Origin of the sequence: Altericroceibacterium spongiae (assembly GCF_003610805.1) — a bacterium.
GTDB classification, from domain to species: Bacteria; Pseudomonadota; Alphaproteobacteria; order Sphingomonadales; family Sphingomonadaceae; genus Altericroceibacterium; species Altericroceibacterium spongiae.
The window spans coordinates 167,358-192,440 of sequence record NZ_RAPF01000001.1 but is presented as its reverse complement, the minus strand read 5'-3'; the positions used below and the strand labels follow the sequence as shown (position 1 = coordinate 192,440).

At 58.4% G+C, this 25,083-nt stretch carries 22 protein-coding genes and 7 pseudogenes; 13 read left to right on the top strand and 16 right to left on the bottom strand.

Going from position 1 to position 25,083, the window contains the following annotated elements; translation table 11 throughout:
- Positions 1–64: 64 nt before the first annotated feature.
- The 4 genes and pseudogenes from D6851_RS00900 to D6851_RS00885 all read left to right on the top strand — a co-directional run.
- Positions 65–1,258 (top strand): MFS transporter, encoded by a 1,194-nt coding sequence (locus D6851_RS00900; RefSeq protein WP_120322994.1) that lies wholly within the window; start codon positions 65–67, stop codon positions 1,256–1,258.
- The gene (locus D6851_RS00895) at positions 1,255–2,055 is read left to right on the top strand and encodes an alpha/beta fold hydrolase (RefSeq protein WP_120322993.1); all 801 of its coding nucleotides are present in this window, start codon (positions 1,255–1,257) and stop codon (positions 2,053–2,055) included. Before D6851_RS00900 ends, D6851_RS00895 begins: the two co-directional genes overlap by 4 nt.
- Positions 2,056–2,584: 529 nt before the next feature.
- Positions 2,585–3,481, top strand: a pseudogene (istA, locus tag D6851_RS00890) (IS21 family transposase); the annotation flags it as partial.
- A pseudogene (locus tag D6851_RS00885) lies at positions 3,472–3,789 on the top strand (ATP-binding protein); the annotation flags it as partial. The pseudogenes istA and D6851_RS00885, both read left to right, overlap by 10 nt.
- 375 nt (positions 3,790–4,164) lie before the next feature.
- Here D6851_RS00885 and D6851_RS00880 read toward each other — a convergent pair.
- The 7 genes and pseudogenes from D6851_RS00880 to D6851_RS00850 form a co-directional block, all read right to left on the bottom strand.
- Positions 4,165–5,169, bottom strand: a complete 1,005-nt coding sequence (locus tag D6851_RS00880) for a bile acid:sodium symporter family protein (protein WP_120322992.1) — start codon at positions 5,167–5,169, stop codon at positions 4,165–4,167.
- Positions 5,170–5,188: 19 nt separating this feature from the next.
- Complete coding sequence (locus tag D6851_RS00875; RefSeq protein ID WP_120322991.1) at positions 5,189–5,680, bottom strand: flavin reductase family protein; 492 nt, start codon at positions 5,678–5,680, stop codon at positions 5,189–5,191.
- Positions 5,681–5,695: 15 nt separating this feature from the next.
- Positions 5,696–6,775, bottom strand: coding sequence for a methionine synthase (locus tag D6851_RS00870; protein WP_120322990.1), 1,080 nt, complete (start codon positions 6,773–6,775; stop codon positions 5,696–5,698).
- A gap of 20 nt (positions 6,776–6,795) precedes the next feature.
- The gene (locus tag D6851_RS00865) at positions 6,796–7,785 is read right to left on the bottom strand and encodes a DUF1852 domain-containing protein (protein WP_120322989.1); all 990 of its coding nucleotides are present in this window, start codon (positions 7,783–7,785) and stop codon (positions 6,796–6,798) included.
- A gap of 145 nt (positions 7,786–7,930) precedes the next feature.
- A complete protein-coding gene (locus D6851_RS00860; RefSeq protein WP_120322988.1) occupies positions 7,931–8,803 on the bottom strand; it encodes a LysR family transcriptional regulator in 873 nt (290 codons plus the stop codon).
- A 145-nt stretch (positions 8,804–8,948) separates the two neighbouring features.
- Positions 8,949–9,314 (bottom strand): annotated as a pseudogene (locus D6851_RS00855) (tyrosine-type recombinase/integrase); the annotation flags it as partial.
- Positions 9,315–9,576: 262 nt separating this feature from the next.
- Positions 9,577–10,854: a tyrosine-type recombinase/integrase gene (locus tag D6851_RS00850; protein ID WP_183029931.1), complete on the bottom strand. Its 1,278-nt coding sequence runs from the start codon at positions 10,852–10,854 to the stop codon at positions 9,577–9,579.
- Between the two features lie 466 nt (positions 10,855–11,320).
- Here D6851_RS00850 and D6851_RS00845 point away from each other — a divergent pair, with 466 nt between their 5' ends.
- The 6 genes from D6851_RS00845 (at position 11,321) to D6851_RS18330 (ending at position 15,876) form a co-directional block, all read left to right on the top strand.
- Positions 11,321–12,052 (top strand): GntR family transcriptional regulator, encoded by a 732-nt coding sequence (locus D6851_RS00845; RefSeq protein ID WP_120322985.1) that lies wholly within the window; start codon positions 11,321–11,323, stop codon positions 12,050–12,052.
- 376 nt (positions 12,053–12,428) lie between these two features.
- Positions 12,429–14,240: an acyl-CoA dehydrogenase family protein gene (locus D6851_RS00840; RefSeq protein WP_120322984.1), complete on the top strand. Its 1,812-nt coding sequence runs from the start codon at positions 12,429–12,431 to the stop codon at positions 14,238–14,240.
- 26 nt (positions 14,241–14,266) lie between these two features.
- Positions 14,267–14,410: an SDR family NAD(P)-dependent oxidoreductase gene (locus tag D6851_RS18145; protein WP_147395399.1), complete on the top strand. Its 144-nt coding sequence runs from the start codon at positions 14,267–14,269 to the stop codon at positions 14,408–14,410.
- 31 nt (positions 14,411–14,441) lie between these two features.
- Positions 14,442–15,113, top strand: a complete 672-nt coding sequence (locus tag D6851_RS00835; RefSeq protein WP_420797070.1) for an SDR family oxidoreductase — start codon at positions 14,442–14,444, stop codon at positions 15,111–15,113.
- Positions 15,114–15,206: 93 nt separating this feature from the next.
- Positions 15,207–15,641: a thiolase family protein gene (locus D6851_RS00830; RefSeq protein WP_420797081.1), complete on the top strand. Its 435-nt coding sequence runs from the start codon at positions 15,207–15,209 to the stop codon at positions 15,639–15,641.
- Complete coding sequence (locus tag D6851_RS18330; protein WP_420797069.1) at positions 15,565–15,876, top strand: 3-hydroxyacyl-CoA dehydrogenase NAD-binding domain-containing protein; 312 nt, start codon at positions 15,565–15,567, stop codon at positions 15,874–15,876. The genes D6851_RS00830 and D6851_RS18330 overlap by 77 nt, the downstream gene beginning before the upstream one ends.
- A gap of 210 nt (positions 15,877–16,086) precedes the next feature.
- On the opposite strand, the gene D6851_RS00820 is transcribed toward D6851_RS18330, so the two are convergent.
- Positions 16,087–16,998: an NADP-dependent oxidoreductase gene (locus D6851_RS00820; RefSeq protein ID WP_120322982.1), complete on the bottom strand. Its 912-nt coding sequence runs from the start codon at positions 16,996–16,998 to the stop codon at positions 16,087–16,089.
- A 531-nt stretch (positions 16,999–17,529) separates the two neighbouring features.
- On the opposite strand from D6851_RS00820, the gene D6851_RS00815 reads away from it, so the two are divergent.
- A complete protein-coding gene (locus D6851_RS00815) occupies positions 17,530–18,069 on the top strand; it encodes a nuclear transport factor 2 family protein (RefSeq protein ID WP_120322981.1) in 540 nt (179 codons plus the stop codon).
- 65 nt (positions 18,070–18,134) lie between these two features.
- A complete protein-coding gene (locus D6851_RS00810; protein WP_120322980.1) occupies positions 18,135–19,109 on the top strand; it encodes an AraC family transcriptional regulator in 975 nt (324 codons plus the stop codon).
- 353 nt (positions 19,110–19,462) lie between these two features.
- On the opposite strand, the pseudogene D6851_RS18325 reads toward D6851_RS00810, so the two are convergent.
- Positions 19,463–19,537, bottom strand: a pseudogene (locus tag D6851_RS18325) (integrase core domain-containing protein); the annotation flags it as partial.
- Positions 19,538–19,671: 134 nt separating this feature from the next.
- Here D6851_RS18325 and D6851_RS00800 point away from each other — a divergent pair.
- Positions 19,672–19,827: pseudogene (locus D6851_RS00800) on the top strand (helix-turn-helix domain-containing protein); the annotation flags it as partial.
- 52 nt (positions 19,828–19,879) lie between these two features.
- Here D6851_RS00800 and D6851_RS00795 read toward each other — a convergent pair.
- From D6851_RS00795 to D6851_RS00765, 7 genes and pseudogenes are all read right to left on the bottom strand, one after another.
- A complete protein-coding gene (locus D6851_RS00795; protein ID WP_120322979.1) occupies positions 19,880–20,104 on the bottom strand; it encodes a GntR family transcriptional regulator in 225 nt (74 codons plus the stop codon).
- 140 nt (positions 20,105–20,244) lie between these two features.
- Positions 20,245–20,643, bottom strand: coding sequence for a 3-hydroxyacyl-CoA dehydrogenase family protein (locus tag D6851_RS17890; protein ID WP_338014726.1), 399 nt, complete (start codon positions 20,641–20,643; stop codon positions 20,245–20,247).
- A 195-nt stretch (positions 20,644–20,838) separates the two neighbouring features.
- A pseudogene (locus D6851_RS17965) lies at positions 20,839–21,472 on the bottom strand (SDR family NAD(P)-dependent oxidoreductase); the annotation flags it as partial.
- A 10-nt stretch (positions 21,473–21,482) separates the two neighbouring features.
- Positions 21,483–21,887: pseudogene (locus D6851_RS17960) on the bottom strand (SDR family NAD(P)-dependent oxidoreductase); the annotation flags it as partial.
- Between the two features lie 101 nt (positions 21,888–21,988).
- Positions 21,989–23,020, bottom strand: coding sequence for an SDR family oxidoreductase (locus D6851_RS00775; protein ID WP_147395397.1), 1,032 nt, complete (start codon positions 23,018–23,020; stop codon positions 21,989–21,991).
- Positions 23,021–23,267: 247 nt separating this feature from the next.
- The gene (locus tag D6851_RS00770) at positions 23,268–24,170 is read right to left on the bottom strand and encodes an amidohydrolase family protein (protein WP_120322976.1); all 903 of its coding nucleotides are present in this window, start codon (positions 24,168–24,170) and stop codon (positions 23,268–23,270) included.
- A 100-nt stretch (positions 24,171–24,270) separates the two neighbouring features.
- Positions 24,271–25,047 carry a citryl-CoA lyase gene (locus D6851_RS00765; RefSeq protein ID WP_120322975.1) on the bottom strand — a complete coding sequence of 259 codons (777 nt, stop codon included), beginning with the start codon at positions 25,045–25,047 and terminating at the stop codon, positions 24,271–24,273.
- Positions 25,048–25,083: the final 36 nt, after the last annotated feature.

Below are 25,083 nucleotides of genomic sequence, written 5' to 3'. Positions count from 1 at the left end.
ATGTAGAGATATATCAAAGCCGCCCTGTCGGGCAAGTTGAACTTCGATCATGTCTGGAAATGCCATGCCACCGCGTGCCACCCAGCTGGCGCTGCCGGCTGCGATCCTTCTTGTCGCCTGCAACCTGCGCCCGGCACTTGCCGGAATCGGCCCTCTGCTCGATCCGATCCAGAGTGCGACGGGGCTTGGCGATACGGGTGCAGGACTGCTCACGACGATTCCGGTCGCGCTTATGGGGCTGTGCCTTCTGGTCAGCGATTCGATCAGAACCCGTTTCGGCGATTGCTGGGGAATAGCGATTGGCCTGGGGGCTATCGCACTGGCCTGCGCACTCCGCTGGATAGCGCCGGAAGCCACCGCCCTCCTCGCCAGTGCTGTCCTCGCCGGTGTGGGAATCGCCTTTGTGCAAGCGCTCATGCCCGCCATAATCCGGACATATTGCACCGAACGCAGCGCGCGTTTGATGGCCCTGTATTCCACAGGGATCATGGGCGGCGCGATGATCGCCAGCACAGTGAGCCCGCCACTGGCCGGATTGCTGAACTGGCCGGGCGCTCTGGGTGTCTGGCTCGGGCCTGCACTTGCAGCGCTCGCGGTCTGGGTAGCGATCAGCCGCCGGTTCGAAACCAGCCTGGTTCGCCGGCCGCGCCGCGCCGCTGCCTTGCACCGATCCCGCCGGGCCTGGCTGTTGCTGCTCTTCTTCGGATTGGGCACCGGTGCTTATACGCTGGTTCTCGCCTGGTTGCCGCCTTTCTATACGCGCCTTGGCTGGTCTGCCGATGCGGCGGGCGGTCTGCTGGGCTTCGTCACGCTTGCCGAAGTTATCGCCGGGCTTGGAGTCAGCGCATGGATCGACCGGCTTGAGGATCGCCGAGCGGCGCTCTTTGCCGCCATCGCTGCGCTGCTTTTCGGGTTGCTCGCCCTGATTGCTGCTCCGCTGACACTGGCCTGGCCTGCCGCTCTCCTTCTGGGGCTCGGCATCGGCGCGCTGTTTGCCCTCTCACTCATCGTCGCGATGGACCATGCCGATAATGCTGCTCTGGCCGGCACAATTGCCGGTTTCGTGCAGGGCGGAGGCTATCTGATCGCTGCGGTTCTGCCGTTCGCCGCCGGTTTGCTACGCGCGCAGCTTAACGATCTCACTCCGGCATGGTTACTGATGACCGGCCTGTGCCTCGCCCTTTTCCTGATTGCCGCACGTTTTCGACCCGGCGACCGCATTATCCTCCCCCATTACCAGACAGGAGAATTCCGATGAGCATTTTTCCAATAACCGATCGCCACATCTATTATATGCGTTTCGGCGCTGGCCGGCCTGTTCTCCTGCTCCACGGGATCAGCAATTCGGGGCGGGCGTGGAACCCGCAGATTCCGGTCTTCATGGCTGCCGGCTATGAAGTCATCATACCGGACCTGTCCGGTCATGGCGCATCGGGCAGACTTTCCGCGCCGCACAGTGTCGCCGACCTGGCCGACGATATCGAAGTTTTGCTGGGGCATCTCGGCATCGAAGATCTCGACATTATCGGCCTTTCGCTCGGCGGCATGATTGCACTCGAACTTGCCGCGCGCCATCGGCTGGGCATCGGCAAACTGATCGTTGCTGACAGCTTCGACAATATATCGGGCGAACAATTCGCCGCGATGGCCGAAGGATGGGCGCAAATATTCGAACAGCCGGGCGGCCCTGTTACACGGCTCGAACAGCAATGGCCTTCGCTGGTTTCGCCTCGTTTCCAGGCATCGCCAGAAGGGCTGCAAACCTGGCAGGTCTGGCATGGCATCGCGGCCTCGGCTCATGGCCCTTCGCTGGCCCATGTGGCGCGCGGTATTGTCGGCTTCGACATTCGCGACAGGCTTGGCGGCATCGCTGTGCCCACCCTGTTTATCGGCGGAAGCCTGGACGCCATGTCTCCGCCTGCGATAAGCGAAGACATGGCGCAGCAGGTTCAGAACGGGCGTTTCATATGTATCGACGGCGCTGGCCATATCGCCAATGTCGACAGCGCCAGGATGTTCAACGATCTCTCGATCAGGTTTCTTGCCGAAGGATAAGGCAGAACTGAAGCCATGGCTCCATCACCGCCCTATCAACACTTCCGAGAGCCTCGCAACAAACGCGCCCGCCATATATCTTAAGGCATACCGATAGCAGGTTGTAAGCTACGCAAACTGTTATCGGTATTCCCGGGGCGGACAACAATACGTGACAGAGAGGTCAGAGGACTCAAGTAGCGAAGCGGCAGGCCGGATAAGAATGACGGAGAGTTCGGGACGAAGTTCGAACTCGGAGCCGCGCGCTCAAGTAGCGCAAAGCGCGGTAGCGCAGAACGAGATGGCGGAGAGGTAGTCCGCCTGAAATTAAACAATAATGCTTTATTACAATGATATTATTTTAAAATTCGTGGATATTATTCTCACATTTGTTCCCACGTTTCACAAATCGATATCCAACTATAGCCATATTTTGGGTGTTGATTTCCGCTGAGAAGTGACCCGGGATAGGAGATAATTTCCATCGAGATTTGACCCATGTTTGAATGGCTTCCGATCGGAGGATTGGAGGCGACATGGAGTGATCGAGATGGATTTATTGAGTGTGATCCGGCGCTGGCGTTTCCGCGACAAGCTGCCGATCCGGGAGATAGAGCGGCGCACCGGTCTGTCGCGCAACACGATCCGCAAATATCTGCGCAGCAACGTGATGGAACCTGTGTTCAAGGTTCCCGATCGGCCGAGCAAGCTGGACCCTTATGCGGAGAAGCTGTCAGGCTGGCTGCGGATCGAGGCGGGCAAGTCACGCAAGCAGCGGCGCACGGTGAAGCAGATGCATGCCGATCTGGTGGATCTGGGCTTTGACGGATCGTATGGCCGGGTTGCGGCGTTCGCCCGCAAGTGGAAAGCACAGTTGCAGTATGAACAGCAGACCAGCGGACGCGGGACTTTCGTGCCGCTGGCGTTTGCACCGGGCGAGGCGTTCCAGTTCGACTGGAGCGAGGACTGGGCGGTCATTGCCGGCGAACGGGTGAAGCTGCAGGCAGCGCATACCAAGCTGTCGCACAGCAAGGCGTTTATTGTCCAGGCCTATCCTCTGCAGACCAACGAGATGCTGTTCGATGCCCTGACGCAGGCTTTCCGGGTCCTGGGCGGCGTGCGGCAGCGCGGGATCTTCGACAACATGAAGACTGCGGTCGACCGGATCGGCAGTGGCAAGACGCGGCAGGTCAACGCCCGGTTTGCGGCGGTGGTGAGCCATTACCTGTTCGAGCCGGAGTTCTGTAACCCGGCCTCCGGGTGGGAGAAAGGCCAGGTTGAGAAGAACGTCCAGGATGCCCGGCGGCGCTTGTGGCAGCGCATGTCCGCGTTCCCCGATCTCGAAGCGCTCAACGCATGGCTGGAAGAACAATGCCTGGCAGGGTGGAACGAGATCCAGCATGGCAACCTGCCGGGCACCATCGCCGAAGTGCATGCCGCCGAGATCTCGTGATCCTCGACGAACTGGGATACCTGCCGTTCAGCCCATCAGGTGGCGCTCTGCTGTTCCATCTCCTGGGCAAACTCTACGAACGCACCAGCGTCATCATCACCACCAACCTCAGCTTCAGCGAATGGGCCAGCGTGTTCGGCGACGCCAAGATGACCACCGCCCTGCTCGATCGGCTGACCCATCACTGCCACATCCTCGAAACAGGAAACGACAGCTTCCGCTTCAAGGCTTCCGCCGCCAACAGCACAACCAAAAAGGAAATAAGCCGACCCTTGACCAAACCCGAAACAAGGGGAACATAGCCCCCCCTCGCAACCCGGGTCACTTCTTGATGAAAATCCCGGGTCACTTCTCAGCGGAAATCAACACAATGAACGACCAGCGTGTAGGACTGAGGCATTCGGCGCTCCCTGAGGTGTTGCTAATGCGCAATGCTGGCGTGCGCTTGGTACACGATCGGACGCCCATCCATCCGTTCGCTCCGCTTGCTGAACTTCCGACGGTAGCCTCGACCTGTGAGCCAGGAGAGCTGCCTCCAACGCGATAACGTTCCGCCGACGGATCACACTTGACGTGTTGTAAGTAGCCTAATTGCCGCCTGAACTCGTCTTGCGTGCCCTTCCTTCGGACCTCCGACCGGCAAAAACCTGCAGCGATAGCGACAACGCCTGAAGATGCTATGCTGGGGCAACCGCGGCTGGCGCCTCTTCGTCCGGTCGCTGGGCATATCGACGGGCAAGCGCTGCGCAGACCATCAGCTGCATCTGGTGGAACAGCATCAGCGGCAGGACAATCAGACCGACAACGCTGGCCGGGAACAAGATGTTCGCCATCGGCAGGCCGCTTGCCATACTCTTCTTCGAGCCGCAGAAGACAATCGCGATCTCGTCCTCGACGCTGAAGCGCAACAGCCGGGCGACGAGGGTAGTGAAGATCAGCACCATCACCAGTATGACGAAATCAGCGAGAATGACGAGCGCGAGGCTCTGCGGCGTCACCTTGCTCCATATCCCGGTGACCACCCCCGCGCTGAAGGCCGAATAGACGACCAGCAGGATCGACCCGCGATCAAACAGCATGGTCAAGGTTTTGTGGCTCTCCAGCCAACCGCCGATCAGTGGCCGTGCGAACTGGCCGACGACGAAGGGCAAGAGGATCTGTACGGCAATGTCCCTGACTGAACCCAACGACATCCCGCCCCCGCCCGGGGCGGACCCCAGCAGCACCGCCACTAGCACCGGCGTGATGACCACACCCGCAAGGTTCGAGATCGAGGCGCAGCACAGTGCCGCCGGAACATTGCCGCGCGCGATCGAGGTGAAGGCAATCGAGGATTGCACCGTCGAGGGCAGCAGGCAGACGAACATCAGGCCCATGACGAGCCCCCGGTCGAGATTGTCCGGAGCCAGCGTCACGATCCCCAGACCGATCAGCGGGAAAACGGCGTAGGTTGTCGCAAACACCAGGCTTTGCAGCCGCCAGTGCGTGATGCCGTCCCAGATCGCACTCGGTGCAATCCGCGCGCCATAAAGGAAAAAGAGGATTGCGATGGCCACGCGCACCACGTGATCGAACAGGTCCTTGCCGGTTCCTTGCGCAGGGATGACAGCGGCCAGAGCAACCATAGCCATGATCGCAAGGATGTAGGGATCCAGCCTCAACCGGCTGAGCAGGGCGTTCATGCGAGTCTCTCAGGGGCAATCAGGCCGCGAGGCTGCCGAACTGGCCGCCGTGCCAGAGCAGCGGCCTGGCAAGCGGATCGTGGCTCAGGTGGCGGACATGGCCGACCAGCAGGACATGATCACCAGCCGGGATGCGCTGGACGAGTTCGGTCACGATCACGGCGCCCGCTTCGCGCAGGACCGGCAGGCCGTGTCGCTCCTCGAACAAATCGGTAAAGCCCGCCTCGGGTTTCCCTGCGAAATGCAGGGCATGGGCGCGCATGTGTTCGGGCAAGACACTGACCGCATAGCGCCCCGCAGCCTCGATCCGGGGCAGCATCTTTGCCTGATTGTCGACCGAGATACAGATCAGCGGCGGATCGAGCGAGAGCGACATGAAGGCGCTCACGGTCATGCCGTGGTCGCCCTCGGGGGTGCGGGTGGTGATGACCGTGACGCCGGTGGCGAACCGGCCGCAGCAATCCCGCAAGGCCCGTTTGTCGATCGTGTTGATGGCGGCGGTATCAGACATCAAATCCTCGTTTGCCTAGCTTGCGGCGAAGCTTTCTTCGCCCTGGTGATGCGTGGGTTTTGCTTGTGCAGCCGCCAGTTCCTTGCGCACGATTTCGGCCCCTGCCGACAAGGCCTTGAGCTTGCCCCTCGCGACCTCTCGGGGTAGCGGCGCCATTCCGCAATTGGTGCTGGGATAGAGCTTGTCGGGATCGACGAATTGCAGCGCCTTGCGCAGGGTGCCTGCCACTTCCTCCGGCGTCTCGATCCGGTCGCTCGCCACGTCGATTGCACCAACCATCACCTTCTTGCCGCGGATCAGCTCGATCAGATCCATCGGCACCCGCGAGTTGTGGCATTCCAGCGAAACAAGATCGACGCCGGAAGTCTGCAGTTTGGGGAAGATTTCCTCATATTGCCGCCATTCGGAGCCAAGGGTGGCCTTCCAGTCGGTGTTCGCCTTGATGCCGTAGCCATAGCAGATGTGCACGGCTGTCTCGCACTTCAGTCCCTCGATCGCGCGTTCCAGCGTGGCGATACCCCAGTCGCTGACCTCGTTGAAGAACACGTTGAATGCGGGCTCGTCAAACTGGATGATGTCCACGCCCGCAGCTTCAAGTTCCCTGGCTTCCTCGTTGAGGATGGCCGCGAACTCCCAAGCGAGCTTTTCGCGGCTCTTGTAATGGGCATCGTAGAGCGTATCGACCATCGTCATCGGACCGGGCAACGCCCACTTGATCGGTCCGCCGGTTTGCGCACGCAGATAACGGGCGTCCTCGCCAAAGACCGGCTTCTCTCGTGCGACCGGGCCGACCACGGTGGGCACGCTGGCTTCGTAGCGGTTGCGGATGGTGACCGTTTCGCGCTGTTCGAAATCCACGCCGGAGAGATGTTCGATAAAGGTCGTGACGAAGTGCTGGCGGGTTTGTTCGCCATCGCTGACGATATCGATTCCGGCGAGCTGCTGCTCGGCAAGCGATAGCAAAAGCGCATCGCGCTTGCTTTCGGCCAGTTGGTCGCCTTCCATTTTCCAGGGCGACCAGAGCTTTTCCGGCTCGGCGAGCCAGGCGGGTTTTGGCAGGCTGCCTGCCGTCGAGGTGGGTAGCAATCGGGACATGAAAATCTGCTTTCGTCTGATCAGGCGGCAAGGGTATCGAGCCAGCGGCCGACGAACTCGCCGTGAGGCTTGATGAAATGTTCCTCGGCAAAGCGGCCCTGCTCTATGGCCAGGCGGCTGCGTTCCTCGCGATCATAGACGATCCGCGTGAGCGAATAGTCCTGATGCTTGAGGCTGGGCCGGAAGCAGTCCCCTGCTACCGAGTTGGCGTTGTAGATTTCCGGGCGATAGATCCGCTGGAAGGATTCCATCGTGCTGATGGTGCCGATAAGTTCGAGATTGCTGTAATCGCCCAGCAGGTCGCCGAAGAAATAGAACGTCAGCGGCGCAGCGCTCCCCCGCGGCATGAAATACCGCACCTGCATCCCCATCTTCAGGAAATACTGTTCGGTAAGCGAGGATTCGTCGGGCTCGAATTCGACGCCGAGGATCGGATGCTCATTCGCGGTGCGGTGATAGGTCTTGGCATGCGAAACGCTCAGACAGATCACCGGGGGCTTGCGGAAATGCGCCTTGAAGGCGTCGGACGCGACGAAGGCCTTGAACAGCCTGCCGTGAAGCTCGCCGAAATCGTCCGGAACGCTGAACCCCTCGCGCCCCTGATTGTGTCGGGGCAGCACCACGCTGAAGTCATAATCGCGCACGTATGACGAGAAATTGTTGCCGACGATGCCTTCCGTGCGCTTGCCAGTCTTACGGTCGAGGATCGTGGTCTTGAGAATTTCGATCGCCGGAAATGCCGCGGCTCCGTCCGCGATTTCCATCTCCACGGAAATGATGTCGAGTTCGACCGTGTAACGATCACGCGTGGGGTTGTCCCAGTGCGCCAGATCGTTGAAGCGGTTGTCGATCATCTGCATGGCGTTGCGCAGGTTTTCCTGTCGGCAGTCGCCGCGCGCCAGATTGGCGAAATTGGTCGTGAGCCGCGTGCTGTCCGCAGGGGCGTAGGTGTCGTCGAACCGGAGGTTCTGGATCGCGAAGGCGACATCTCTTGTCTTGGTGGCCTGCATCGGGTCTGCCTTTCATCCGTCGGCGCGCGGCATTTTCTGTTGCCTGGCGCAGTGAATGAGAGCCTAGTCGCCAAAGCAGAACATGAACTCAAATGACTTTATTTAGGAAAAACATGACGCAGCGTCATGAACCTTGCGCAGAATGTCAGAGCTGTACGTTTACCGCCAGCTGCATAAAGCCATCCAGATAACCGGGGGCCTTGCCAGTGCGATGGCCCAGATGGATGGTTTTGGGAATTCCCTCGCCGATCCGCACGCCTTTCACCCCTTTGGCCTCGCGCAGCAGCCAGTCAGGCGTCGCACTGACCGCGCGGCCCGAGGCAACGAGCCGCAGCATCAAATCGGTCGTTTCCACAGTGCGGTGCCGACGCGGCAGGGCATGGGCAGGGACGAGGAAGCGGGTGTAGATGTCCAGCCTCTCACGGGCGACGGGATAGGTAATCAGGGTCTCATTAGCCAGATCTTGCGGATCGACCTGCTTCTTGCAGGCTAGCGGATGAGTATCGGCAACCGCGAGAACCAGCTCGTAGTTGAAGACCGGCCTGTATTCGAGACCCGGCCTCTCTACCGGATCAGGAGTGACGAGAATGTCTATTTCGTGCCCCAGAAGCGCAGCCAGCCCGCCAAACTGGAAGGCTGTGGTCACATCCAGTTCGACATCGGGCCATTGTGCCAGAAAAGGGTCAACTACCCGCATCAACCAGTCCTGACAGGGGTGACATTCCATTCCCACCCGGATCGAGCCACGCCGCCCGCGTGCATAATCCTCAAGCACGGTCGCGCCGTGTTCAAGCTGAGGCAGAACCCGCATCGCCAGACCCAGAAGATACTCTCCTGCAAGCGTAAAACGCAACTTGTGCCCCTCGCGCTCCCAAAGCTTGACACCATAGCGCTCTTCGAAACGGCGGATCGCATGGCTGACCGCCGACTGGCTTAGGCACAACTTGTCGGCAGCCTGGGTCAGGCTGCCCGTCCGGTCAATTTCTCGCAGGATGGCCAGAGGCTGGATATCAATCATTGAACATGAACTCCTGTCATGTCTCTATGACATCTTACGACATTCATGTCATGGTTAGTTATAAAAACTGCCTCGATCTCGTGCCGCAAGAGACAAAAGCCGGAGCGCTTTTTGAACCGCCTAATGCGCTACAGAATTAACCTGGCTACCCTCGCGCAACATCTCGAACGGCCACTATGTCGACGTTAGCTGCGATGGCCGTCGATAATGTCCTTGCACGGATCGTGATTATCCATCGAGACGCGCGGCGAGATCGGCCGGCTTGGGTTTGTAGTAGATTTGAGGCGGCTTCGCGGCGGCTGTCGTGAAAATGAATGTGCATCAGACCAGCATCTCGGCGGGCTGTCCGGAAAATCTTGTCGAAATTTCCCGTCTGAACCGGGATGACGGCAGCCCAGAGAGAGGGACGCTTCACAAGCTTCTGCAGCTTCATCGCCGTCTTCGACAGCGGAACGAAGCGCTCGTCGCCGTTCTTCGTCATATCGAGATGCGCATGCCGGGAGGAAAAATCGACATCTGCCCAGACTCATCTGCGTAGATAAATCGCGTCAAATGATCCCCCAAGAGCCCATGCCCTGAAAAGCTGTTAAGAAGGGGCCCTTCGCACCTCCCGACCCCGCTTGGGTATGCTTTGTATGATAACGCCACTTTCATGATGCAAAGCCGTTAGCGGACCGCACCAACCATCCTCCGGCCGACAGCCACCGGAATAGCAGCGGTGGCCGGGATTGGCATATCGAGGCATCCTTTCCAACAGTGATGGGCCCCTCGTCTTATCGAACCGCTATCGCAGGCCGCACCCGCGCGGGCACGGTCAGCGCTTTGCGCGCGTCCGGGACTCGTGGCTTCGCACGGCGGCGGTCGCGACGCTTTTTTAATCTGGTCTGCACCGATATGACGGCGGGTCCATCAAGCTTGTCGGCGACACCTGCGGCTGACGCTATCGACAGAAGAAATGTTTCCCAGGCCGCAAAGCCCTGCGCGCGAAGGTCCAGTTCCTCGTTCGTGTCATAGACGGCTTCGAGGCCCTTTTTCTTATGATTGAGCATCAGTTCAGCGATGTCGCGATCAATCCCAAGCCGGCACGCGTTCGATCGGAACGTCCGCCGGAAGTCGTGAAAATGCCAGGACGCAATTTCCCGGCCGGCAAATTCCTCCATCCGGGCATGAATCCGGTCGCGCGCCTTGAACCAGCCATAGAACTGCGGACCGTCGATGCGGGGCGAGGGAAACAGCCATTCATAATTGGTCCGGGCCAACCGACGCCCCCAAGGACCAAGGGCAACGACATTTTCCTGATTGTTCTTCGACCGCTCCGGCGGAAGCGTCCAGACGCCGTCGGCAATCTCGACGGACGAGGCGCCGAACAGCTCGTTCCGCCTCGCTGCGGTGAGCAACAGCAGGATGAAGCCGCGCCGATAGGTCAGTTCCTCATCACACAGGGCGCGGAACAGCCACTCCAGTTCCTCGTCATTGAGAAAGCGCGTGTTCGCCTGCGGGCCGGTGCAGAACCAGTTGGAGTTGAGCGTCGGCGCAGGATGCGCCGCCAGTTCGATACCCGCCATTCGACCTTCGCGTCCTGCACACCAGCGAAGGAAGCAACTCAATTGGCCGGCCATCTTGTTGGCACGAACCTTTGATGCCTTCGCCTTGTCGTAAACAGCATCCCAGCACTCATTTTCGGTGAGGTCCAGCAGGAGTTTCTTTCCGAGACGGGGCTTGATGTCGCGCGTAAAGATAACCTCCTTGTCGTAAAGTGTGTGCGGTTTGAGCTGCTTGCGCTCGCCGCGTCTCAAGACGTCCATGTAGATCGTGTGCACTTTCTCCACGGTGAGGCTTTCCCGCGCTTTTTCGGCACGTATGGCCTCACGCGGGTCCTCGCCGCACTCGATAGCCTGGTTAAGCTCGTTTGCCCACTCGCGGGCCATCGGGATCGTATAGGCGGGATAGGTTCCGAGCGTGAGAGTTACGATCGCGCCGGATCTGGCTATCCGGCGTCGGTAGCGCCAGGTCTTTTTCCCGGTGGCGCTGACAATGAGACAAAGTCCCACAACGAGCGGGTCCGAACACCTGCCAGAATTGAGCATATCCAGGCTGAAGGATTGAAACTGCGGGCTTTTCCCATGACTACCTCGATCGACACGAGGCGATCAAACGATGTCACAAATCATAACACAAGAGGCGTCCAAAGCTGGCTAAATCTGTCCAGATTGGTCCAGGTGCCCGCCCGGCTCTTTGTGCGAATTGCGACTGCCTCACCACCTCATAATCGACGGAAAACCGCCAAAAATTCGTGATTCGACGACGCGGTGTACCGATGACGGCGACACCCTCCGTGGCAAGCGGCCAGACCCCGCTACTACTGCCCGCCATGCGCAAGGGCCGCAGCGCCGTTCTGGGGGAGCCGAGAAATCATTCACCAGCCATTGAGCTTGCCCGATTGCTGGGGCATGGCTTTGTTGTTTACTCTCGCTGTTCGGGCATTGCGGATCAGCCTAGATACAAAGGATCGGAATTGTGGGCAGCCTCGGAAAATCCAGGAATGATCGGTCATCCGGCCCCTCGCCGGAAGGCCCGCAGGGCGATGCTGACCAACCGCGCAGCCCGTCCGAGCGCGCCTATCGCGGGATATTGCGCGCGCTTTACGAAAACGCGCTTGTTCCAGGCCAACGGCTGGTTGCGCCCGATTTGATGAAGCAGTTCGAGGTGGGCCGCGGCACGATCCGCGAAGTGTTGTACCGCCTGACATCGACCGGCGTCGTCAGTATAGTTCCGAATCGCGGCGCACAGGTCCGTATCATGAGCCGTTCTGAAGTCGACGATTTACTAGATATCGTCGAAGCCCTGCTCGCTCTGGCAGCACGCGGCGCGGCTGCCGCGATCCACGTGGGACAAGACGCCGATCGATTGCGGGAATGGCATCAAACCCTGCAACGCGCCGAAGCCCCGAGCCAATTTCACGATTTTGTCGCCGCGCGCGAAGACTATTATCGCGGCATTGTGCAATTAAGCGGCAATTCTGAGTTGCAGCGTCTGTTCCCTGCCGCACAAGTGCACATTATGCGCGCGCAGCTTCGCCGCTTTCAGAACGCTGGAGATGCAATTGACGCTTCCGATTTCAACGCGCTGACCGAAGCGATTCTTTCGGGCGATACGGCACGGGCCGAACAAGCCGCGCGCGATCATGTAGGGTTCACGCGCACCCGCATCGCAAGCCTGCCCAATCACGCGTTTGCAACCGCAGATTAAGCTCTCACAAATAACATGAAGCGGGCGGAGCATCGCCGCTCCGTGCAGCAGATTACGATGTCAGGCGGCGCCACGGTCGCTAGCGACGACGCGCAGATCACGCAATATCCTGCACGGGTTAGATAGGTGACGCCATGCCCCATGCCCTCACACACAAAAGATCCACTGAACGCTGCGCGACTGTGCACACATCACCCACGATGAAGCGATCTTTGGCGAATATGCATAGATTTGCGGGTGAGCTGACCTTCACCAGATTCCATTGTCCTTTCGAACCGGCGTCGCGCGCCAAAGCAATGCCACTCATCAAATGAGCATTGACTTCAGGATCGTCATACTATTTAGTCCTATTAAATATTATGGGAGAGGCATTGCGATGATTGTCGATCAACGGGATTTCCAGTTCTTGCTGTCATGGCTCGACCTACCCCTATTGCTGCAGCGCCCCCGCTTCGATCATTGCGGCGAGGATGACATAGTCTCGATCCTTGAGACCGCAGCGCGAATATCCGAATATGAACTCGCGCCGCACTTACGCGCCGCTGACACCACAGAACCGCATCTCGATGCCAATGGCGAAGTCACTGTCTTGGACGATGTTTCCAAGGCCGTACGCACCATGGCCGACGCCGGCATGTTCGCCAGTGCCTTTGATATGGAGTACGGCGGGCTGCAATTGCCGCATATCGTTCACACGGCAGCGTTGGGCCTGCTGATGGCCGGAAACCTCTCGACCGCCTCGTTCCAGTTGCTGACGTTCGGCAATGCTCAGGCATTGTGCGCCCATGCCAGCCCAGCACAACAGGCGGCCTTCGCTGAACCGCAGATCGTAGGAGAAATGATGGGCACGATGTGCCTTTCAGAGCCGCATGCAGGATCATCGCTGGGCGATATCCGGACCCGCGCGCTGCCCGACGGCGACGATGAACTGGGCCGGCGCTTTCGCATCTTCGGCAACAAGATGTGGATTTCGGGCGGCGACCACAACGTCACAGAGAACATCGTGCATCTGGTGCTTGCCAAGGTGCCGGACGAGGACGGAAACCTGCGCCCCGGCAGCAAGGGAATTTCGCTGTTCATCGTGCCCAAGATCCTGCCCGATGGGCAGCGCAACGACATCACTGTTGCCGGCCTGAACCACAAGATGGGCTATCGTGGCATTCCCAATTGCGCCCTCAATTTCGGCGAAGGAAAGTGCAAGCCCGACGATGTCGCGGGCGCGATCGGCTGGTTAGTCGGGAATATCGGCCAAGGCCTTCCACAGATGTTCCATATGATGAACGAGGCACGGATTTCAGTGGGACTCGCCGGCGCGATGCTGGCGTGCCGGGGCTATCAGATGTCACTGGACTATGCGCGCGACCGCAGGCAGGGCCGACATCTGGCGGGCGGCGAAGGACCGCAGGTGCCGATAATCGAGCACGCTGATGTTCGTCGCATGCTGCTCACGCAAAGGGCGATCTCGCAAGGCGCGGCGGCGCTGGTGCTCTATTCGGCACGCCTAGTGGACGAGCAGAAAAGCATCGGAAACGAGGCCCAGCGCGCAGAGGCTGCGAAAAAACTGGCTTTGATAACTCCGGTTACAAAGACCTGGCCATCCGAATGGGCGCAAGTCTCCCTACATCATGCTCTGCAGATCCACGGCGGCGCGGGCTATACCCGCGATTTCGAGGTGGAATTGCTCTATCGTGACAATCGCCTGAACCCGATCCACGAAGGAACCACAGGGATTCAAGGCATCGACCTCGTCGGCCGCAAAATCCGTCGCGATGGCGGCGCGAGCTTTGCCATGCTGGCGCAAGACATTCGAGCCACCATCGAGAAGGCCGGGGCCCATCGGCTGCTCACTTCATCCGCGAACATGCTAACACAAGCCCTTGCCGCCACCGAAAGCGCGGTTACCACGCTGCTAGCGGAAAATGACGACAAGCGCGCAATTGCCCACGGCACGCCTTTTCTGTTCGGCTTCGGCCACCTCGTTGTTGGCTGGCTCTGGCTCGACCAAGCGCTTTACGCGGCGAGCCTTTCTCCCGATCAGGAAGGAAGCCATTCCACAAACTTCCTGGATGGCCGCGTCAGCGCGTGCCGTTTCTTCGCGGAAACCGAACTGCCCAAGGTCGAGGTCTGGTTGCAGGCCGTGGTGGCCGGATCGGATCTCGTCCTTTCCATACCCACCGACCAATTCTGACCAGCACTCAGGAAACGGGTACTGTCATGAGCAGCCTTAGAGGAAAGACGCTATTCATCACCGGAGGGAGCCGCGGGATCGGGCTTGCAATCGCCCTGCGCGCGGCGCGGGACGGCGCAAACATTGTGATTGCCGCCAAGACCGCCAAACCGCATCCCAACCAAAGTTGAAGGAACGATATACACGGCGGCTCAGGCGATCGTGGACGCCGGAGGAAAGGCTCTGCCGCTGTTGCTCGACGTTCGAGACGACATCGCGATAAAGCAGGCCGTGACGCAAGCGGCCGAGCATTTCGGCGGCATCAATATCTGCATTAACAATGCCTCGGCGATCAGCCTGGCAAAGGCCCAAGACATCGAGGCGAAGCGTTTCGACCTGATCCAGCAAATCAACATGCGCGGTACTTTCATGGTTCCGCGCGCCAGCCTGCCCTTACTTCGCAAGAGCGAGAACCCGCATGTTCTCGTTCTGTCTCCGCCGCTCACGATGCGGGCGGACTGGTTCGCGGAGCATCTTGCCCACACGCTCAGCAAATACGGGATATCGATGGTGATGTTCGGCATGGCAGAAGAATTTCGCGCCGAAGGAATCGCTTTCAACGCGCTGTGGCCGAAAACGACGATCGCGATCGCTGCGGTTGAGTTTGCGCTTGGCGGCGACGCCATGATCCGACGGTCTCGCCGGCCAGAAATCATGGCCGATGCCGCACATCGCATGCTCACCCGCAAGGCCCGGGATTACTCAGGAAACTTCGTGCTCGACGAAAACCTGCTTCGCGCTGCCGGTCAGACCGACTTCGCCCAATATCACATCGACCCTGAGCATGAGCTTGAGATCGATATTTTCGTCGATCCCGATCTCCCGGCTGAATGATCCGCACGGCCGACGCGACCTGTTGAATTTGTTCTAGCAAGGAAAGCAAAATGTCATCGAGAGAGGCCGTCATCGTATCGACCGCGCGCGCCTATCGGCAAGGCCTATCGTGGCGCGTTCAACGACACACAGCCACAGGCACTTGCTGTGCACGCGATCTCCCACGCGGTCAGCCGCGCCGGGCTCGAACCAGGCGACGTGGAAGACTTGGTTTGGGGATGCGCATTGCAGCAGGGATCGACCAGTTCGAACATCGCACGCCAGGCAGCCATTCGCGCCGGTATGCCGACATCGGTTGCCGGAATGAGCATCGATCGCCAGTGTGCTTCAGGTCTCATGGCGGTAGCGACCGCGGCCAAGCAAATCGTCCATGACGGCATGGACATCGCGGTGGCAGGTGCCATCGCACGCTTGGGCGTCCTGCTCGACAAAGGCACCACGCGCGGATTCTATGCTGCGGACGATGTCCGCCCCTACACTTGCCCGCATCCGGACCGCCGTGGATCTGGGAGGCTTTTCCGACTGTGACCTCGTCATTGAAGTCGTGTTCGAGGCGATGGATGTAAAGAGACCGGTGCTGAACGCTTTGATCGCGGCGACAAAGCCCGACTACATCGCCTCAAACATTTCGACGATTCCTATTTCCACATTAGCTGGCGTTTCGAGAACTGCGGTTGAGTCTGAAACAAAGCCGAAAGAATATGATATACGTCGTTGCGAAACTTCTTCGGGTTCCGCTCTGCGCCGTTCCGCAACGACGTAAGCACGAATCATAAACCCGATCCCGTTTGTGCGCCGATGGAAAATCGAATTTATTTGTGTACCCCATTGATGAGAGAGCGAGCCCTTGATTTATCGAATGAGTGTCCAACGTGGCTAACCAGGCCTGACAGAGGCCTCAGCCTAGCTTCGTGCTCGATCTTCGCTGCTTGCCGAGACCCAGACTTATTTAGGCAATGAATCCCGACGAAAATTACGCAGATTTAATCGATATAACCAGCTTTCCGGTGACATGGCCCTTGCTGCTCAGCGTAAACGCATCTCGCGCCTTGTCGAATGGGAACACCTCCTGAAGATGCAGCTTCAACTCGCCATCCGAATAGAGCCGTGCGGCCTCAGCGAGCGCACGTTCAGGGTTGTCCATCGGCTGAGTGGAAATTTGAGCGCCAAACTCGGGGGCGGAAAAGTCTGATATGGATAGAACGCGCGACGGCTTTCCAACGATCTCGATAAATTCCGGAATATCCCCAGCACCCGCGAGATCCAATGCTGCATCGACGCCGTTATTGGCCAGGGCTTTTACACGCTCTGTCAACCCCTCCCCATAAGTAGTCGGAATAGCCCCCAAGTCCCGCAAATAATCGTGTTTTGGTTCGGTCGCTGTCCCGATAACTGTAACGCCGCGATGCAACGCCAGTTGGATCACAAGGGAACCGACACCACCTGCGGCACCACTTACGAGTAAGGTTTCCAGATTCTTGACGCCAACCCCTTCGAGGCTGCGTAGCGCGGTCTCGGCTGCGACAGCCAGCCCACCCGCGACCTCGAAAGGCATATTGTCCGACATCGGGGTCCAGCTATCAAGGATCGCATATTCAGCCAGCGTATCTGCGCCTAAACCGAAAACAGCATCACCGATTGAAACGCCAGACACGCCTTTACCGACCTCATCAATGATCCCGGCCGCTTCCTTTCCTACCCCTGCTGGAAAATCTACTGGCATGAAATCGCGGAATTGCCCTGAAAATTGCTTGGTATCGATAGGGTTAACGCCCACCGCACGAACGGCGATCCGCACCTGCCCCGGCCCGGGATGAGGCTTGGGCACCTCCACAGATTCAAGTACATCAGCGCCTCCATATTCTGAGTACTTTACTGCCTTCATCACTCATTCCTTTCTTTATATTTTAATATATTACAACTAAAGATCGAACCCGCGCAGAGTTAAAACAAGTATCCTTTAATCTTTAGTGATTTTTAATGACACCCTGTTCATTACCAATATTCTAATATAATCCAGATTAAGATAACGATTGGCTTCTTTCAAAATATTTTACAGTAATTAGCTATTATTTTCTGAGGCCACTTGTTATAAAATCATTTGCGTTGAACACTTCCCCTCGCCGATCGGATACCTTTCGTTGCCATACGACGAGCCACAGTTCAAGTTCCGTCATGCAAAATCGTCATACCTTGATTGTCCTACAAAAACCTCCTATCATGGTTGTTGATCCGATGATCTGAGCAGCGAATTGGCTTTGCACGACCGCAGGAGAAATAGACCCGCAAACAGCATAAGAAGTGCCGAGGATGCAGCCATAGCCCATCATGATCGAGGCAAAGCCCGGATCGCGAATGACCAGAATTGCAAGAATGCATCAGCAGTGTCGGAAACGTTCTTTTGGAAGAGGATATTATGGCAAGAAAACTTACAGAAATTAGTGCCCAGCTTGTCGACCGTGAAGCCATCCGCGAGATCATCGCACGCATCGCGCGAGCAAGTGACCGTGTTGACAACGATCTGTGGAGGGAGTGCTTTTGGCCGGAAGCCTGTGATCAACATGCTGGCATGTTCGACGGGACAGCAATCGATCTTCTGGAAAAAGCCACACCGTTTTTACACTCGCTGCACAGGACCACTCACTTTTTGGGGAACACTCTCTTTGAGTTTGACGGCGATTCAGCAAAAACCGAGACCTACGTTATCGCGTACCATCTAACCAAGGATGCGGAACCGTTAAACGTGGTCGCTTGCGGTCGTTATCTAGACATATTTGAACGGCGCGAGGAAGAGTGGCGCGTAATGAACCGCCATCTGGTACTGGACTGGTTCATGAATGTACCTGCCGAAGGCGACTGGTCGCGACCGCAGTTTGGCCATGATACCGCTGGCGCTCGCAAACCCGATGATTATTCCTGCAACTTTTTCACCATGGGCCTTGAACGTGTTCAATAGGTGATCGGCTGAGAGCGCGCAGATTTTGACAATAATGTAAACATTGCGCGCGTGGGAGAGGAAGTATGTACGAGAACTATAACAGTTCCGCTTTTATCGATTCATCGGGCTCATTGAAGACCTGGAAGGACCGAGTAAACGAAATAATCGATATAGACATTTACAGCGAGCAAGAAGGTGATTTTTTCGCGACTTTGCATAAGCGAAGCATTTTATCTATGAACATGCTTCAAGCGAATGTGCCTCCGCATAGCCTAAGGCGAAGCTCATCCTCACTTGCAAAAGATGATTGTACAACCGTTCAAATTATCTATTTGTTGTCTGGCGAGGTGGAGTTCGCCCAATACGGCCGCAAGTGCGTGATAGGCCCGGGAGATTATTACATAATGGACAACGGGGCTCCTTATGAGCTCCGCGCTCCCAAGCACTCTCAAAACCTTGGCCTGCACATACCCAGAGACTGGTTTTCACGCCATACGCGGCCTGAAGAGGTGGCTGCAAAAAAAGTTGATCGAAACGCCCCATGGAGCCTGGCATTTTCGAGCTTTCTCCAAGCTCTATCTTTGGAGTTTGAAAATGAAATTCCGATTTCTGACTCTCTTATTATCGAGCAGTCTTTACACCTTTTGGAATTAGCCTTTTCCGGAAAAATAACTAAGTCCACCACCCATCAACAAAAATTGCTTGGCAGAATTCGTTCCATTATGTGGGAAAACTGCCAGGATGAAGATCTTCGACCCATGAATGTGGCAAGCGAAGCCGGCATATCGAGAGGTTACTTGCACAGCTTATTTACTCAGGATGGCACAACATTTTGCAGTGAGTTAAACAAGATCAGAATTGAACGCGCTGCAAATTTGCTGGAATCCAAAAGTCAGAGACATCTGACAGTTCAAGAAATTGGCATACGATGCGGCCTTCCAAGCCCACCAAGTTTTGCGAGGAAATTTCGGTCTCTCAAGGGACTCCCCCCCTCTCAATACCGTCAGTTAAGGCATTATGATGTCGATCAAATGGCACCTGAATGTATGTCGGGTTAGGCGCCTGAACACTGCTATGTTTCGACAAAATGGAATGCACGTCTCCGTGTCCTTGGCGCAACCGCGTTGCGCCAAGGACATCGACTTGAAAACACACTGGCCTGATCCGGACAGCAATCAAGCTTTAGAAGTTTTGCTCGACCAAATTCTGCCGCGCTTCTCCGTAGGACCAAGGTTCGGCAGGAGGCGTTCGAAACGAGTATTTCTTCCAACTGGTGTGGTCTGAGCTGGTCTGAGCCCGAAGTTTCTACCATCTCCGAGTAGAGCCTTGGGCCGTTTTGATGCCCTTGCTCGGGCGTGCTGGCAACAACCGCATTGGGGGTATGCCCCCAATGCGGTTTGCCGATTGATCCTGCCCCTATCTCCGCCGGGGTTTTGTTCCCGAGGCTCGAGTGGGGCCGGACGTGGTTGTAGTCGCGCCGCGTCGCTGGCGGAGTAAAATGCCCCAGAAGGACATTTAAAAATTCCCCACTTCGTTTGTTTGACCCTGTCCGTGGCGCGCCCCGGACAGGGTCAAATTGGAAACATCCGGCATAGTCATCCTGATGGGAGCAATGCTGCGATGAAGAAGCTTGGAGAATTGATGATGATCCTGGATTTGCATCGCCAAGGCGTGAAGGTTACTGTGATCGCCCGGCAGGTGGGCGTCGATCGGAAGACGGTCCGGAAGTACATTGCACGCGGTGTCGAGGTGCCGACATACGGTCCGCGGCAGCCTGCCGACCTAACATTCTTCATCTCCTCACACGGATTTGAATCAATGAAGTGAATTACAGTTCCAGATGACTAGCTGCCAGCCGGTTCAGCGCTTCCCGCACCGGGCCGCCATTGACGTCCTTTTCGACAGTCAGCTTCGCCTCGGTCAGGCGTTCGCCGGATACGAAACTGCCTTCATAGCTAACGCGCAGCACGTCGCGGATCACACGTTCACGCGGGGGCTGATAGGCTTGGCATCCTAGGCAGCGTCCGCACAGGCGGAAAAATCGCGCGACCATATCGTTTCGGGCATGTTTTGCCCAACCCTAATAGAGACGCCGGGCTTTTGGCGACCAAATGCGATTCAGGCAATTGCATGCGAAAAGGGCCGCCCCGGCAAACAACGGACCCTTCGCAAGATCGCCTGACCGACGCTGCTTTAATTCTTCGGCGCGATCCAGCCAGGCTTGCCCTTGCCGCCGCCATAACCGGCCGCGACCCTCTGCTTCAGCAGCGGCGGAAGGCGGAAGCGCTCGCCATAGGCGTCGAACATGATGTCCTGCGTCTGCACGCAAAGGCTGGATGTCACCGCATCCATCAGCGCAAAGGGCCCGATGGGATGACCAAGGCCAAGGCGGCATGCAATGTCCAGATCCTCGGGCGAAGCGACGCCTTCCTCGACCAGCTTCATCCGCGAAACGGGCGAGAAATAATGCGTGCCGATGAAGCGGGGCCGCCCTTCGGCCTGCAACGCGCCCGCCAGAGTGGAAATCGGGATGGTCGAGGTATTCGACGCGATCACGCAATCGGGCGATACGATTGTTTCCAGACGCGCGATCAGATCGCGCTAGACGCCCTCATCCTCGAACACCGCTTCGGTCACCATGTCGCGGTCGGCAAAATCGGCGAGGTCGAGCGCCGGCCTGATTGCGGCCAGCGTCAGTTCGACCTGCCGGCTCCCACCACGCCCGTCTTCAAAGTCATGGTCGGCTCTTCCTTGCCTTTTCAGATCCCGGGAACGGTATCCGTCAGGCCCCCCGTCCACCACGATCGTTTGTCCCGTGATGTAGCGCTCCGCCTTCGAAGCGAGAAAAACCGCAGTTCCGGCGATGTCGTCGGGCTCGCCGATCCTGCCGAGCGGCGTATATTTCATCGCGCCCGCCAGATTGCGGGTGAGCTGAAAGTCTGCCGCCTTCGAAACATTATAGGCACCGATCGTCGCAGAGCCGCGCAAACCGCCCATGGAGGAGACGATGATGATGCTGCCTTCTTCCGTCTTTGCCATGTCCGGCGCGACGAGAGCGGCCAGCTAGTTGGTGGACATGACATTCGTGCGCTGGATCTTTTCGAACTGCTCGTCACTGATCCCCGCCATCGGGCCGTAATAGGGATTGGTCGCGGTATTGCAGATCAGAATGTCGACCGGCCCTAACCGGCGCCGCGTTTCCCCGACCAGCGCCTCCACATCCTCGCGCCTGCCGACATTGGCAGCGAAAGGGGCGGCACTTCCCTTGCCAAGCGCATTTATCTCGGCCGCCGCCTTGTTGCACGCGTCCTGCTTGCGCGAGGAGACCATGACATTGGCCCCCCAAGGCCAGCGTTTCGGCTATGGCGCGGCCGATTCCGCGCGCAATGGAGAGCGACCGATTTGGACAGAAGCCAGACAGCGCCCTTCGATGCGTTGTAATTGGCGAAACTGGCCGAGGCGATAAGGCCCGCGATCGACGAGAGGTTCACGATCGAAGCCGGCTGGCTTTCGTGCAGCAGGGGTATCGCATGCTTGCAGCCGAGGAACACGCTATCGACATTGACGGTCATGCCGCGCCGCCATTCGTCGAGATCGAAATCCTCGACCGAACCGGTCAGCACGATGCCGGCATTATTGACCAGCACCGAAAGTCCGCCCATCGCCTGTTTCGCAAGGTCGAGCGCTACGATCCAGTCGTCCTCGCTCGTAACGTCGAGGCGGGCCGCGAAGGCTCAGCCCTCACCCAGTTCGGCGTTGATCTCCGCGGCACGCTGTTCGGCCGCTGCCGCATCGATATCCGTCAGCAGAACCTGCGCACCTTCGCGGGCGAGCATCAATGCCGTCGCGGCACCGATGCCCTGCCCGGCGCCGGTCACTAGCGCCCTTTTCCCTGCAACTCTCCCCCTCAGAACCTTCTCCGGCGCGGATTTGCTTATCATACCAGCACCTTTCCGCCATCAACCATCAGCACGGTTCCGGTCGTGTAGCTGCCCTTCATCAGGTAAAGATAGGCCTCGGCCACCTCTTCCGGCTGGCCCAGGCGCGAGATCGGCAGCGGGTCGGTAAAACCCTTGAACTCCTCTGCCGCCTTGGCGCCCCACACGCCCGTGTCGATGGCGCCGGGAAACACTGCATTGGTACGCAGCGGCGCGATATCCATCGCAAGACCCTGCACCAAGCTCTCAATCGTGCCAGCCATCACTGTCGTCAGCGGCGCGCCCTTGCGCGGGCGATGCGCGACCATGCCGCCGGTCAGTGTGACAGAGCCGCCTTCGTTCATCAGCGGAATTGCGTGCTTGATTACTATCACCGCGCCGCTGAAGCGAACCTTGAGCAGGTCGGTGAAATCGCCAGGTTCATAATCGGTCAGCACCTTGGGTGAACGATTGCCCCAGTCACCGGCGGTATAGACGAGGTGATCGAACTTGCCCGCCTTTTCAAAGAATGCCTTGACCGAGCTTTCGTCGGTGACGTCGATTAGTGCGCCCGAAAGCCCCTCACCCGCTTCATCCTTGGCCTGATCGACCTTGGCGGCCTGCGAGGATCCGACGAAAGCCTCCGCTCCTTCAGCGATGGCGCCCTTGGCGACCGCAAGGCCAATGCCCGACGTGTCGCCGATGGCGTAGGGTCCGGTTGCAATGGCGGTTTCAAGCGCGGTAAGGCCGCGGGTGAGCAGTTCGCGCATGTCTTTGTCGATGTCCTCGCCGCCGCCAGCGCGGCGGTTGCCGAACATCTTGACCGAGGGCACGGCGATATACTGGTTCGCGAAATTCGCCAGCATGCGTGCCCTTGCCCGCAGCAAGGGATCGCCGGGCAGCAGCGCGGGTTCGGGATGAAGCTCCTCGATCAGTTCGCAGATAGGCAGGGATTCGGCAACGGGCGTGCCGTCCACCACAAGGATCGGCACCTTGCGTATCGGGCTGAGCTTGCCGAAAGCATCTGTACCCAGCATTTCGCGGGTGGGCACGATGGTCTTTGTAATCCACGCCCTTGATGTCGAGCGTCAGCTGACCGGACAGGTGAAGGGCGAGAAGCCCAGACCATAATATTCAATCAATGTGCGTCCTCCTGCGCAGGATTTCCGGTCCGGCTTCGGGGTCTGAACCGGCATGTCGCGGCGACTGGCCTGCCATGATCGGCCGCATCTATTTTGTCCTACAATCCATTATCGCAAACCGGTTGGCGAAGCTCCGCCCCACCGGCGCGCCGGGCCATCACAGCTTGTAAACGCGCTTGCCGTTATCATGCAGGATCTTGGCGCGGTCCGCACCCGTGATACCCGCATCGTCGAGAAGCTGGAAATGCGTCTCCCAGATCCGCGAATAGGGCGCCGCCATCGAATCGACCGGATAGTTGGAGCCGCAGACCACCTGGTCGGGCCCCATCGCGTCGATCACATCCATGACATAGGGGCGCACCATTTCGGTCGTCCAGCCAAGGCCGAACAGGCCATAACCCGACAGCTTGATGTAGGCGTTAGGCAGTTCACCAAAGATCTTGATGTTGCGCTTCCACGCCGCGATCGCTTCCTCGTCACGCCAGATCGACAGCGCGAGATGCGGGAAGACGAAATTCGTTTCGGGATGGTCGCGCATCAATTGGATCACATCCTTGGTCTGTTCGGGCGATGCGGCACGCACTTCGAAAACAAGGTCGTGCTTTTGCAGCAGCGCGAAATTGCGAAGCCATTTCTCGTCCTTCAGCGGATTATAGTCTGCCGGAGCATTCAGGCCGGGGTGCATCTCCACCCGCATGCCGCGCATGTTGGGGCACGCGCAATGCGCCTCAATGATCTCTTCGGCGTTATCGGCGTTCAGTGCGCCGCGCGCGACGATGCCTTGGGGCATGCCATTGCCGCTACCGTCGGCGACCGATTGCAGCCATTGCGTTTCCTTCACCGAGTCCTTCGGGTCCGCGTCTGCCTGCACGTGCACGGCGGCAACCACGTTCAGATCGCCGATATCCTTGCGGAAATCCTCGACCAGATAGTTGCGCCGGATCGAGCTGTAGTCGCCGGTGATCTTGGTGACGTTTTCCGACACATTGTCGGTCAGCCAGGGGTAATAGTTCGCGTCCAGATCCCAGATGTGGAAATGGCAATCGATCAGTTTTTCCATGTGATCTTCTCGTAAAAGCGCGTCAGCAGAGCCTTCAGTCGGGCCTCGGTGGCAACATGGCGATCAGGCGCCTGCCGGATCGCCGTCCTGTCGCCGGTGACTATTTCTTGTGGCCGTAATCGACGCGTTCGTCCTGAAGCGCGGCCATCTGCCAGACTTCCTGCGCTATCGGGTTCTTCCGCTCTTCCATGATGTGGGACATCAGCCCGGCACAGCGCGCGACCAGCGAGAGGCCCGCCGCGAAATCGGAATCGAGCTGCATGTCGAACACCGTTACGCCCACCCCGCCCGCGGCATTCATCGGCCACGGCTTTTCACGGCCTGCAAGTCGTTCCTGCAGCGCATCGGCCAATCGCCAGCCCTTGCGGTAAAAGCCGTTCTGCTTCGCCACTTCGCGCAGCGCGGCGACGCGCGGGTCGCCATGCTTGTGGATCGGATGGCCATAGCCCGGGATGATCTTGCGGGTCTGAGCCTGTTCCTCTAGGATGGTATCGACCTTGGCCTCGAACGCCTCTGCCGGAGAATCACCTTCAAGATCCTTGGTCCATTCGCCGAAGCGCGTGGTTACGGTGGCCGACGGGCCGAGAAAGCGCGAACCCGCGCCCAGAAGTCCCGAAGCCACCGCCCCAGCGACATTTTCGGGCGCGCCCAGCAGCGTAAGCCTCGTCGCCAGCACAGAAGGCATCAGCCCGTGATCAAGCGAGATGACGAGAATGGCGTTCAGCACCGCCTTTTCCTCATCGGTGGGCCAGCGGCCCAGCGCGCTATAGACCCAGGTTTCAACGAAATCGCGCTTGCCGATGATCTCGGTCGCCAAATTCGTGTCGCGTAGGGTGATATCTGTCGGGGTGGTGTGCCCGATTTCGCTGCGGATCATGCCGGTTCTCCCATGTTATCAATGCCGCTTTTCGCT